General features: G+C 62.5%; 11 protein-coding genes. 7 read left to right on the top strand and 4 right to left on the bottom strand.

Annotation, left to right across the window (positions count from 1 at the left end; translation table 11 throughout):
- Positions 1–62: 62 nt before the first annotated feature.
- Entirely contained in the window at positions 63–794 is a 732-nt protein-coding gene (gene rlmB / locus Q0562_RS02570) for a 23S rRNA (guanosine(2251)-2'-O)-methyltransferase RlmB (RefSeq protein WP_298640727.1), read from the bottom strand.
- A 149-nt stretch (positions 795–943) separates the two neighbouring features.
- Between rlmB and Q0562_RS02565 the strand changes: the two genes are divergently transcribed.
- The 6 genes from Q0562_RS02565 to Q0562_RS02540 all read left to right on the top strand — a co-directional run bounded on the left by Q0562_RS02565 (position 944) and on the right by Q0562_RS02540 (position 7,051).
- Positions 944–3,751, top strand: a complete 2,808-nt coding sequence (locus tag Q0562_RS02565; RefSeq protein WP_298640725.1) for a 2-oxoglutarate dehydrogenase E1 component — start codon at positions 944–946, stop codon at positions 3,749–3,751.
- Positions 3,752–3,760: 9 nt separating this feature from the next.
- Complete coding sequence (gene odhB / locus Q0562_RS02560) at positions 3,761–4,912, top strand: 2-oxoglutarate dehydrogenase complex dihydrolipoyllysine-residue succinyltransferase (RefSeq protein ID WP_298640722.1); 1,152 nt, start codon at positions 3,761–3,763, stop codon at positions 4,910–4,912.
- 231 nt (positions 4,913–5,143) lie between these two features.
- Positions 5,144–6,304, top strand: coding sequence for a YwqG family protein (locus tag Q0562_RS02555; protein ID WP_298640719.1), 1,161 nt, complete (start codon positions 5,144–5,146; stop codon positions 6,302–6,304).
- 146 nt (positions 6,305–6,450) lie between these two features.
- The gene (locus Q0562_RS02550) at positions 6,451–6,588 is read left to right on the top strand and encodes a hypothetical protein (RefSeq protein ID WP_298640716.1); all 138 of its coding nucleotides are present in this window, start codon (positions 6,451–6,453) and stop codon (positions 6,586–6,588) included.
- On the top strand, positions 6,585–6,917 hold the full coding sequence (locus Q0562_RS02545) for a hypothetical protein (protein WP_298640714.1): 333 nt from the start codon (positions 6,585–6,587) through the stop codon (positions 6,915–6,917). The genes Q0562_RS02550 and Q0562_RS02545 overlap by 4 nt, the downstream gene beginning before the upstream one ends.
- Complete coding sequence (locus Q0562_RS02540) at positions 6,908–7,051, top strand: hypothetical protein (protein ID WP_298640711.1); 144 nt, start codon at positions 6,908–6,910, stop codon at positions 7,049–7,051. The genes Q0562_RS02545 and Q0562_RS02540 overlap by 10 nt, the downstream gene beginning before the upstream one ends.
- Positions 7,052–7,230: 179 nt before the next feature.
- On the opposite strand, the gene rlmKL is transcribed toward Q0562_RS02540, so the two are convergent.
- Complete coding sequence (rlmKL, locus tag Q0562_RS02535) at positions 7,231–9,381, bottom strand: bifunctional 23S rRNA (guanine(2069)-N(7))-methyltransferase RlmK/23S rRNA (guanine(2445)-N(2))-methyltransferase RlmL (protein WP_298640708.1); 2,151 nt, start codon at positions 9,379–9,381, stop codon at positions 7,231–7,233.
- Between the two features lie 156 nt (positions 9,382–9,537).
- Between rlmKL and Q0562_RS02530 the strand changes: the two genes are divergently transcribed.
- Positions 9,538–10,248 carry a YafY family protein gene (locus Q0562_RS02530; RefSeq protein WP_298640705.1) on the top strand — a complete coding sequence of 237 codons (711 nt, stop codon included), beginning with the start codon at positions 9,538–9,540 and terminating at the stop codon, positions 10,246–10,248.
- A gap of 55 nt (positions 10,249–10,303) precedes the next feature.
- On the opposite strand, the gene Q0562_RS02525 is transcribed toward Q0562_RS02530, so the two are convergent.
- Both Q0562_RS02525 and Q0562_RS02520 read right to left on the bottom strand, forming a co-directional pair.
- The gene (locus tag Q0562_RS02525) at positions 10,304–10,939 is read right to left on the bottom strand and encodes a glutathione S-transferase family protein (RefSeq protein WP_298640702.1); all 636 of its coding nucleotides are present in this window, start codon (positions 10,937–10,939) and stop codon (positions 10,304–10,306) included.
- Between the two features lie 182 nt (positions 10,940–11,121).
- Positions 11,122–11,907, bottom strand: a complete 786-nt coding sequence (locus Q0562_RS02520) for an outer-membrane lipoprotein carrier protein LolA (RefSeq protein ID WP_298640700.1) — start codon at positions 11,905–11,907, stop codon at positions 11,122–11,124.
- Positions 11,908–11,945 lie beyond the last annotated feature (38 nt).

Here is an 11,945-nt window from a genome sequence, read left to right as displayed (position 1 = left end):
CGATTAAGGTTGAGGAAAAGTTGCGGCAGTTTAACAGAATGCCACAGGGGTGGCGTGCCAATTCAGGCAAACAACCGCTGGCGACGCGCTTCAAACAGCATCACGCCGCAAGCAACGGAAACATTCAGGCTTTCCATCGCCGCATCAATCGGGATACGCGCGAGGAAATCGCACTGTTCGCGCAGACCGTGGCGGATGCCTTCTGCTTCATTGCCGACGATGATGGCAAGCGGCAGGTTGAGGTCAGTGGCATAAATCGTTTGCGCCGCTTCGCCCGCACCGCCGACCACCCAAATGCCTTGCCGCTGCATCGCTTCGACTTCGCGGCGCAGGTTGCTGACTTTGTAGATGGGCAGCACGTCCGCCGCACCGCAGGCAACTTTTTCCACCGCCGGGGTGATGTCGGCGGCGCGGTTGTTCGGAATCAGCACGGCGTGCACGCCCGCCGCCAGCGCGCTGCGCAGGCAGGCGCCGAGGTTGTGCGGGTCCTGGATGCTGTCCAGCACGAGGATAAGCGGTTTGTCGATGCCCGCAATGGCGTCCTGCCAGCCTGCCGCCTGTGCCTGGCTTTCGCTGAGGGCGGCGATGCCCTGGTGGCGCACGCCGGGCAGCATCATGTCGATTTCGTAGAGGGCGACGGTTTCCACCGTGACCCCGCGTGCGCGGGCGTCGGCGACCAGCGCGGCGACGTTTTTCGATTTTTTGTTATCGGCGACGAAGAGGCGGCGCACCGCGCCGTCATCAAGGAGTTGCCGCACGGCGTGGACGCCGCCGGTGTATTTTTCGCGAGACATGAATCTGTATCCTGTGAAAGAAAGCCACGCATCATTCAAGGTAAAATCCGTGGCTTTGTGTGGTTTTGCTGTGATTTGCCGTTGTTATTAATCATAACAGTGCGTATTATAACGCCTGCCTGATATTCAGATTACATGGGGTACACAACATGGGAAATTACCAGTCCGAACGCGCATCGACACAACTCGGCGGCAGCAGTGCCGCTTACATTGAAGCGCTTTATGAACAGTATCTGGACGCGCCGGAAAGCGTCAGCGCCGAGTGGCGCGCCTATTTCGACGGCATCCGCGCCGGCGCAAGCGACGAGACGCCGCGCCTGCCGGTGCAGGAGCGCTTTGAGGCGATGGCCGATTTGCCCGACCTGCCGGGCGGCGAGGCCGATCCGGAAGCGATTGCGAAGCAGGTGGCCGTGCTGGGGCTGATTTCCGGCTACCGCACTCGTGGCCACCAGGCCGCCGACCTCTGCCCGATTCACCTGCGCCCGCGCCGCGAAGTGCCGGACATCGATTACCGCTGGCACGGCCTGACCGACGCCGACCTTGACCGCACGTTTAACACCGGCACGCTGTTCAGCGGCGACATGAAGCTGCGCGACATCATCGCTTATCTGGACAAAGCCTATAAACACCACATCGGCGCGGAAATCTCGCACATCCACAACACCGAAGAACGCCGCTGGCTGCAAGAGCGCCTCGAACGGGCGGCGAAGGGCTACGGTTACAGCGATGAACAAAAGCGCATCTTCCTGCAACAGCTGGTCGCTGCCGACGGCCTGGAAAAATACCTGCACAAACGCTTCGTCGGGCAAAAACGCTTCTCGCTGGAAGGTGGCGACGGGCTCATTCCGCTCACCGATGTCCTCATCCGGAAACTCGGCGCGGCGGGCAGCAAGGAAATCGGCATCGCGATGGCGCACCGTGGCCGCCTCAATATGCTCATCAACATCCTCGGCAAGCGCCCTGCCGATCTTTTCGACGAATTTGAAGGCAAATACACCCCGCAGGGCGGGCGCAGCGGCGACGTGAAATACCACATGGGCTTCTCGTCCAGCATCGAAACCGCCGGCGGCCTCGTTGACCTGACGCTGGCCTACAACCCCTCGCACCTCGAATTCGTCAACCCCGTCATGCAGGGCTCGATGCGGGCGCGCATCGAACGGGTGCGGGCGGACGACCCCAACTACGCCGTGCCCATCCAGATTCACGGCGACGCCGCCTTTGCCGGGCAGGGCGTGAACCTCGAAACCCTGCAACTCTCGCAAGTGCGCGGCTACCGCGTCGGCGGCACATTGCACATCATCGTCAACAACCAGATCGGCTTCACCACCTCGAACCCGCTCGACACCCGCTCCGCCATGTACTGCTCGGACGCCGCCAAACTCATCCAGGCACCCGTGCTGCACGTCAACGGCGACGACCCCGAAGCGCTCGCCTTTGCCGGCGAAATCGCCGCCGACTACCTGCGCGCCTTCCACAAAGACATCTTCATCGACATTGTCTGCTACCGCCGCCTCGGCCACAACGAAGCGGATGAACCCGCCGCCACCCAGCCGATGATGTACAAAAAAATCCGCGCCCACGACGTGCCGGCCAAAGTCTATGCTGACCGCCTCGTCGCAGAAGGCGTGATTGCGGCGGGCGACTACGAAAAACTGCAAGACGACTACCGCACCCGCCTCGAAGCGGGCGAAGCCGTGACCCGCAGCCTGCCGCTGCGCGCCGACGACCCGCTGCGCCTCGCCTGGCAGGCACTGTCCAACCAGGACTGGGAGGCCCCGGTGGATACCACCTATCCGGCGAAAGACCTCACCCGCCTCGGCGAAAAACTCTACACCCTGCCCGCCGACTTCGTGGCGCACCCCATCGTCGCCAAACTCATGGCGGCCCGCCTCGACATGGTGCGCGGCAACGCCCCGCTTGACTGGGGCACCGCCGAAAACCTCGCCTACGCCACCCTGCTTGCACAACGCTACAGTGTGCGCGTCTCCGGCGAAGACTGCGGACGCGGCACCTTCTCGCACCGCCACGCCGTCATCCACGACCAGACCACCGGCGACAGCTACACCCCGCTCGCCCACCTCTACGACGGCCAGCCCTCCGTGCGCATCATTGACTCCATCCTCTCTGAATGCGCCGTGCTCGGCTTTGAATACGGCTACAGCACCGCCGAACCGCAAGGCCTCACCGTCTGGGAAGCCCAGTTCGGCGACTTCGCCAACGGCGCGCAAGTCATCATTGACCAGTTCATCACCTCCGGCGAAGCCAAATGGGGCAGATACAGCGGCCTCACCATGCTCCTGCCGCACGGCTACGAAGGCCAGGGTCCGGAACACTCCTCCGCCCGCGTCGAACGCTACCTGCAACTCTGCGCCGACGACAATGTGCAAGTCTGCATCCCGACCACGCCCGCGCAAATCTTCCACCTGCTGCGCCGCCAAGTCTTGCGGAAATTCAGAAAACCGCTCATCACCATCTCGCCTAAATCCCTGCTGCGGCACAAGCTCGCGGTGAGCGACCTCGCCGAACTCGCCGAAGGCCGCTTCCGCCCCATCATCGGCGAACAAGACCCGCTCAAACCCGCCGGCAAAATCCGCCGCGTCATCCTGTGCAGCGGCAAAGTCTATTACGACCTCCTGCAAAAACGCCGTGACGTGGGCATCGACGACATCGCCATTCTGCGCATCGAACAACTCTACCCCTTCCCGGCGGCAGAACTGGCCGAACTGCTCGCGCCCTACACCAACGCCGACATCATCTGGTGCCAGGAAGAACCGCGCAACCAGGGTGCCTGGCGGCAAATCTACGAATGGCTCGCCCCTGCCCTGCCCGCCGATAAAAAACCCCAATACACCGGCCGCGCCGCTTCCGCATCCACCGCCGCCGGCTACCTGAAAATGCACAACGCCGAACAGGCCGCGCTCGTCAGCGAAGCCCTCGGCATCCAGCAAAAACCGTGAGGACACACCATGACAACAGCAGTAACCGTACCCCCCCTTCCCGAATCCGTCGCCGACGCCACCCTCATCAACTGGAACAAAAAACCCGGCGACCCCGTGCGCGCGGGCGAAAATCTTGTTGACCTCGAAACCGACAAAGTCGTCCTCGAAATGCCCGCCCCCGTCAGCGGCATCCTCAAAGAAATCACCGCCCAGGACGGCGCGACCGTCACCGGCGGCGACACCATCGCCTACATCGAAGAAGGCGAAATCGCAGACGCCCCCGCCGAAACCGCTGCCACCGCCGCCCCGGCTGCCGCCGCCAAAACCGCCGCTGCCCCCGCCGACGACAAAACCCTGAGCCCCGCCGCGCGCAAAATCGCCGCTGAAAACGGTATCGCCGCCGCCGATGTGACAGGCAGCGGCAAAGGCGGGCGCATCACCAAAGCCGACATCCGCCAGCATCTTGCCGGCGGCAACCGCCGCCACGAAGAACGCGTGCCCATGACCCGCCTGCGCAAACGCATCGCCGAACGCCTGCTCGACGCCCAGCACAACGCCGCCATGCTCACCACCTTCAACGAAGTGAACATGGCCGCCGTCATGAAACTGCGCAAAAAACACCAGGACGCCTTCGTCGCCAAAAACAGCGTCAAACTCGGCTTCATGTCCTTCTTCGTCAAAGCCGCTGTTGCCGCGCTGAAAAAATACCCGGCGGTGAACGCCTCCATCGACGGCGACGACCTCATCTACCACAACTACTGCGACATCGGCATCGCCGTCTCCTCGCCGCGCGGTCTCGTCGTCCCCATCCTGAGAAACGCCGAACACATGGGCTTTGCCGACATCGAACAGGAAATCATCAACTACGCGGGCAAGGCCAAAGACGGCAGCCTCACCATCGAAGAAATGACCGGCGGCACCTTCACCATCACCAACGGCGGCACCTTCGGCTCCATGATGTCCACCCCCATCATCAACCCGCCGCAAAGCGGCATCCTCGGCATGCACAACATCGTCGAACGCCCGATTGCCGAAAACGGGCAGGTGGTGATTGCGCCGATGATGTACATCGCGCTGTCTTACGACCACCGCATCATCGACGGCCGCGAAGCGGTGGGCTTCCTCGTCGAAATCAAACAACTCATCGAAGACCCGACCCGCCTCGTGCTGGGACTATAAAACCGTGAGGCGGGCTTCGGTCCGCCAAAAAGCCCTTCCCCCGCAGCCGCCCCCCACAAAAACGCTCGCGTTTTTGTGGGGGGGCGGCTGCGGGGTTGGAGACTGGAACAGCTCGCGTCAGCGAGAAAGGGTCAAGAAAAACCGCGCAGCGACAAAACCCCGCCAAGCGGCGTAAACACCGGCTTCCCGCCGCTTGTTACCAAACGGGGCGCCCCCAAAAGAGGAGCCACCATGACCACAACCCTCGAACAAACCCTCAGCGCCCACGATCTGCACCACTACTGGCAAACCGTCAAACCGCTGGTGCGCAACGCCATCACCCTCACCACCCACAAGGCCGGGCACATCCCGCTTGGTGCCTCCCGCCTCGGCGGCGATCCAGACCTGCCGCCGCACATTGACTGGCCCTACAACGGCAAAACCCCGCTCAGTTTCATCGCGCAAATCAACTTTGCCGAGAGCAAACCCCATGACCATGACAACCGCCTGCCTGCCAGCGGCATCCTCTACCTCTTCTACGACTGCGAAGCCGAAAACTGGGGCTTCGATCCCAAAGACAAAAGCGGCTTCAACGTCCTCTACTACGACGGCGCCCCCGCCGCCCTGCAACCACGCCCCGCCCCCAACAGCGATTACAACTTCCCCGCCGCCGCCATCACCTTCGCCAGCCGGGCGGAAATCCCCAACCAGGCAAGCTGGCTGGTGCGCGATTATGAATGGACAGACGAAGAAAGCGACGCCTGGAACGAAGACATCCGCCACAAACTGCTCGGCCATTCCGACAACATCCAGGGCGATATGGAACTCGAATGCCAACTGGTCAGTCACGGCGAATACTGCGGCGACAGCCTCGCCTACGAAAGCGAACACGGCAAAACGCTGGCACCCGGCGCTGCCGACTGGCTACTGCTGCTGCAAATCGATTCTGACGAAGACAACTGCAACATGATGTGGGGCGACAGCGGCCGCCTCTACCTGTGGATACGCAAAAACGACCTCGCCGCCCGCACCTTCGACAAAAGCTGGCTGGTCTTGCAAATGCTACTGATACCAACCACCCGCCAAGCGGAACGCCCCACACGCGACAACCCCACACAAAGCCGGAAAAACACCATGAAAACCATCCCGCTTACTCTATCCCGATTACCGCAGCGGCGGACTGGACACCTACTACTTCGGGGCGCAACTCATGGCGCACATCCTGCCCGCCAACCCGCACCAGCCCCTGCTGAGCGTCAACCTGCCCCGCCTGACGGCAGGCCCGCCCCGTGCATGACGGCATTGCCGCCAAAGAAGAAGTCTTTGCCGGCATCCGCACAGCGGCGGACATCATCCGCGCTGAACAACCCGACAAAATCATCACCATTGGCGGCAACTGCATCGTCTCGCTAGGGTTTGTTGTCATTCGACTTGCACAGCGGATTTTTGCGGCAAAAACGGCAGGTGCAAGGCAAAAAGCGCAGTAAGGTTGGCTACCTTGCGAGCATTTTTAACGCAGCAGATGCCGGATTTTGGCGAAAAAACCGCCGCAATGTTGAGTGTCAACAGACCCTAACCCCTTCGACTACCTGCACGGCCTCTACCGCGCGCGCGGCGAAAGCGTCGGCATCCTCTGGATAGATCCCACCCCGACGTCTCCATTCCGGCAAACGGCTACCCCAACGCCCATGCCATGATCCTCGGCGCCCTGCTGGGGCAGGAGGACAACCCGCTTGCCGCCCTGCGGCAAAACCCCGCCTTCACCGCCGGCCAGGTGCTCTACATCGGCTTGCAGGACCTCCACGATTACCAGGCGGCATACCTCGACCGCATCGGGGTGGATTACCGCATCCAGACCCGGACCTTCATTGACCACGCCGCCATCACCGCCTTCATGCGCCGCTTCGACCATGTGCTGGTGCACCTCGACATTGACGTGCTGGACGCGGCACATTTCCATTCCACCTACTTCGCCAACCCCCCGCATTGCTCGGCGACGGCAGCGGTGCCGGCAGAATGCGCCTGACAGAACTGGGCGACATCCTGCAACACATCTCGGACAACGGCGATATCGTCGGCTTCACCATCGCCGAATACCTGCCGTTCGACGAACACGCCCTGCACGCCCAACTCAAAAAGGTACGCCTGCTGAGTGAATAGCCCGCCGCCAAGCGGGTTAGGGTCTGTTGACGCTCAACATTGCGGCGGCCTTTTCGCCAAAATCCGGCATCTGCTGCGTTAAAAATGCTCGCAAGGTAGTCAACCTTACTGCGCTTTTTGCCTTGCACCTGCCATTTTTGCCGCAAAAATCCGCTGCGCAAGTCGAATGTCAACAGACCCTAGTCTCCCGCTTGTGCGGTGATTTTCCACACGTGGTGGATGTTCGGGTGGCGGGTGTAGTCGAAGTCGATGGTCTCCGCGCTGATGTCTTCGCAGTGGTAGCGCGCGGTGATGGCGGGATCGAGTTTGAAGCTGCGGTAGTTGTTGGAGAAGTAGAGGGTGCCGCCGGGGGCGAGGCGCCGCATGCAGCGTTCGATGAGGGTGACGTGGTCGCGCTGCACGTCGAATACGCGCTGTTCTTTTTTGGTGTTGGAGAAGGTTGGCGGGTCGCAGAGGATGAGGTCGTAGCTGCCGCCGTCTTCTGCCAGCCACGCCATCACGTCGGCGCGGATGAGGCGGTGGCGGCTGTCGAGTTCGTTAGCGTCGTAGTTCTGGTGCGCCCAGTCGAGGTAGGTTTGCGAGAGGTCAACACTGGTGGTGTAGGCTGCGCCGCCGAGGGCTGCCTGCACGCTGGCGCTCGCGGTGTAGCAGAAGAGGTTGAGGAAGCGTTTGCCGGCGGCCTCGTCGTGGATGCGGCGGCGCAGCGGGCGGTGGTCGAGGAAGAGGCCGGTGTCGAGGTAGTCGTGCAGGTTGATGAGGTAGCGCGCCTCGCCTTCGTGCACGGTGCAGGTCATGCCGCGCGCCGCCTGTTTTTGGTACTGGTTCGTGCCGCGCTGGCGTTCGCGGGTTTTGAGGACGAGGTTGGCGGCGGGGATTGCCAGCGCTTGCGGGATGATGTGCAGGGTGTCGAGCAGACGCTTGCGCGCTTTTTCCGGGGCGACGGTTTTCGGCGCGGCGTATTCCTGCACGTGGATGTAGTCGCCGTAGCGGTCCACGGCGATGGCGTATTCGGGCATGTCCCGGTCATAGATGCGGTAGGCGTCGGTATGGACGGCGGCGGCGTGTTTTTGCGCGGCGCGGTGGTTTTTGCGCAGGCGGTTGGCAAACATCCGCGCCTGTTCGTCCACGGGGGCAGCGGGTTCGGCGACGGCATAGTCTTCGCCTTCGCTTTGTTCGGCGCGGTGGTAGAGGGCGATTTGCGCTTCGATGCTGCCGTTGTAGGCCTGATAGTGTTTGTGGCGGGTGAGGCGCAGGCGTTTCAGCATGTCGGTATTGCTGCTGATGACGCCCATTTGCCAATCAGCGGGGAAGGTTTTGAAGGCTTGGCCGAGGGTGTCGTAGGTAGCGACGAGTTCGGCGATTTCGCCCAGTCGCTCGCCGTAGGGCGGGTTGGTGAGGATGAGACCGCGCGCGCCGTAGCCGGGTTGGGCGGTGAAGCGTTCCAGCGGGCGGCGTTCGAGATGCAGGCAGTGGGCGAGGTCGAGGCGGGCGGCATTTTCGCGTGCGGTGGCAAGCGTCGCGGCGTCCTGGTCGTAGCCCCAGACTTTGAGGTCGAGGCGGTTCAGGCCGAGTTCGCGCCGCGTGGCGGCTTCTTCGAGCAGGCGTTTCCACACGGCGGGTTTGTGGCTTTGCCAGTGGGCGAAGCCGAAGCGCTGCCGTTTCAGGGCGGGGGCGATGTCTGCCGCCATGAGCAGGGCTTCGAGGAGGATGGTACCGCTGCCGCAGAGCGGGTCGATGAGGTTGTAGCCGCTGGCGGCGAGTTGCGGCCAGCCGGCGCGGTAGAGCAGGGTCGCGGCGAGGTGTTCTTTCAGGGGGGCGGCACCGTGCGCGAGGCGGTAACCGCGCTGGTGCAGGCCGCCGCCGGAGAGGTCGAGAGCCAGGGTCAGGCGGCCTTTGCGCAGGTGGGCATCGACGCTGATGTCGGGGGTTTTCGCGTCCACGTCGGGGCGGCGGTGCAGGGTGTCGCGCAGGTGGTCGGCGATGGCGTCTTTCACTTTGAGCGCGCCGAACTGGGTGTTGCGGATGCCCTGGCCGATGCCGTTGAAATGCACGGCGAAGGTGTTGTCGGCGCTCAGGTGTTCGTCCCAGGCGATGGCGCGGGTTGCGGCGTAGATGTCATCGGGGTTTGCCACTTCGCTTTCGCCCAATTGCCAGAGGACCCGGCTCGCGACGCGCGACCACAGGCAGAGGCGGTAGGCGGTTTCGAGGTCGCCCATGCCGCTGACGACGGCGACGCCCTGGCGGATGTCGTGCAGGCCGAGGGCTTCGGCTTCCTGGGCGAGGACTTGTTCGCTGCCTTTGGCGCAGGGCAGGACGAGGGGCTGTTGCATGGGGGCTCCTTAAATAAGCGGGGATGGGCGGGCATTATCGCGCAGTCCGCCCGCATCGTGATGCGACAGACATGGCGGTTTTGTGCGGGCGTGCCGTTGCGCAAAGCCCGGGAAACGGCGTAATGTCTGCATTCCCGATGTTTCCGGTTTTTTGTCATGAGCCGCACCCACCGCCTGCTTTCCCTGCTGCAACGCCTGCGCGACAGCCGCCGCGCCATCACCGCACAAGCGCTGGCTGAAGCCCTGGGCGTCAGCCGGCGCACGCTTTATCGCGACATCGAAACCCTGCGCGCCCAGGGGGCGGACATCCGGGGCGGCGCGGGCACGGGCTACATCCTGCACCGCAGCGATTTCCTTTTGCCGCCGCTCTCTTTTGATGCCGCCGAAACTGAGGCGCTGGTTTTCGGCATGCGCAGCGCCGTCGCCCAGGGCGATGAAGACCTGGCGGAAGCCGCCTGGCGCGTCATCAACAAAATCCGCGATGTACTCAGCGAAGAATGGCGCGACCGCCTCGCCGCGCAAGCGGTGTTCCCGATGGTGGCAAAGATGCCGTACCGCGCCGATGAGGCGCGCATTTTGCCGTGTGTGCGCCACGCCCTGCGCGCGGCACGCCGCCTGCACATCGACTACACGGATGCGAAGGGAGAAGAGACCCGCCGCGTCATCTGGCCGCTGGCGCTGGGTTATTCTGATGACACGCGCCTGCTCGCCGCCTGGTGCGAACTGCGCGGCGCTTTCCGCCATTTCCGTTGCGAGCGCATCAGCCGCGCCGAGAGCGGCGAACCGTATCCCGTGCCGCACACCGCCCTGCTGCGCCGCTGGCAGGCGCAGGAGGAAATTGACCTCTTCAAGCGCTACGGGTTTTGACGCAAAAAAACTGCCACGCGGTAAACCGGGTGGCGGTTGGGACAATCTGCGGCTATCAGGCGTTGCCCGCTGCCATTTGTGCCGCCAGTGCCGCATCGAGTTCCTGCGCACGCAGATGCGCGGGGCGGGCGAGGTGGCGGTTCATGTAATCGCTATACACCGCATCAGCGGGCAGCACCTGTACCCTGTGAATCATCCAGGCTAGCAAGCCGCTGTAATAGAGATCCAGCGCGCTGAAACGGTCGCCGAGGAAAAATTCCCGCCCGGCGAGGTGGTTTTTCAGGGTCTTGACGATGGTGGCGAAATCGCCATAGCCGATAGCAAAGCGCTGTTCGTCGTTGTTGCTGATGCCGCGCCATTTATCCACCGCCGCGTATTCGAGGTGCAGGGCGAAGCAAAGCCAGCGGTAATACTCGCCGCGTGCACCGGTACCGACGGCGGGAATCAGCGCTTTCTCCGGATAGAGGTCGGCGAGGTGGGTGAGGATGGCGGCAGTTTCGGTGATGACCGCGTCATCGGCTTTGAGCGCGGGGACTTTGCCCATCGGGTTGATGGCGAGATAGTCGGTCTGCTTCATCGTCGTGCCATAGGCAAGGGCGACGGTCTCGCAACGCGCGCCGCATTCTTCCAGCATCCAGCGGACATTGTGACCGCGTGATTGTGGGTGAGTGTAGAAGGTCAGGTGTGGCATATGTGCTCCGTGGTTGAAATTGCGGCGATGATAGCGGTGTGTTGTGTCAGTTTCCGGCAGTAGTCCGCCGCATGGGGCGGTGTTTTACGGTCGCGGCAAATCGCCGCCTTGTCTCATCCCTGTTTGCAACGGCTACAAAAAAACGGGCATTGCATGCCCGCTTTTTGTTATCTGTTTTCTGTTTATTTGCCGACGACGTCCACGCCTTTGGGCGGGGTGAACTCGAATTGGCTGGCGGGGATACCGACGTTGCGCTTCATGTTGGTGAAGTTGAGGATGGTCTGGCTGCTGCCGCCGTCAATCATCACCGCGCTGATGCTGTTGCCGTCAAGGATGACCCAGAGGGCATCGTATTCTTCCTGGCGGGTTTTCGGTTTCAGGCGGTAGGTAACGCCGTTGCCCACCCATTTTTGCAGGCGCGGCGGGGTGAGGTTTTTCACGACGCGGTCGATGTTGTAATTGCGCGAGATGTTGTCGTCGCCGTTCAGGAGTTCGACGGCGACATCACCGACGAGTTCGTCACGGCCCCGGATGCTGATTTGTTCGAGGTCAATGTCGTAGTGATACACCTTCGTGCCGTTGCTGATGATTTTTTGCGGGTTGGGGCTTTGGTAGTCCCAGTAGAATTTGCCGGGTTTCGCGACCCACATTTGTCCTTTGCTGGTTTCTTCGCCGCGCTTGTTGTACACGGTCTGGGTGAAGTTCGCTTGCAGGTCTTTGGTGCCTTTCATGAAGGTATCCAGCGCGTTACCGCTGCCGGTATTGGTCGCGGCAGCGGCGGGTTTGTCGGCCGGTTTCGCGGCGGTCTCTGCCGGTTTTTTCTCGGCGGCGGGACGGCGCTGGTAGAGGGAGTTGGTGGCGGCCTGTTTGGCAGCGGCAGCATTATCAGCGGATTTTGTCGCCGCTTGCTGACTGTACGCAGGCAGGGCGAGGGCGATAGTGAGGCTAAGGAGCAGGGTCTTTTTCATGGGTTTTCCTTGTGGGTGTGGCGGAGGCGGGATTATGC

It is taken from the genome of uncultured Cardiobacterium sp., from assembly GCF_938028825.1.
In the GTDB taxonomy this organism is placed as follows: Bacteria; Pseudomonadota; Gammaproteobacteria; order Cardiobacteriales; family Cardiobacteriaceae; genus Cardiobacterium.
This window is presented reverse-complemented; position numbering and strand designations above follow the sequence as displayed.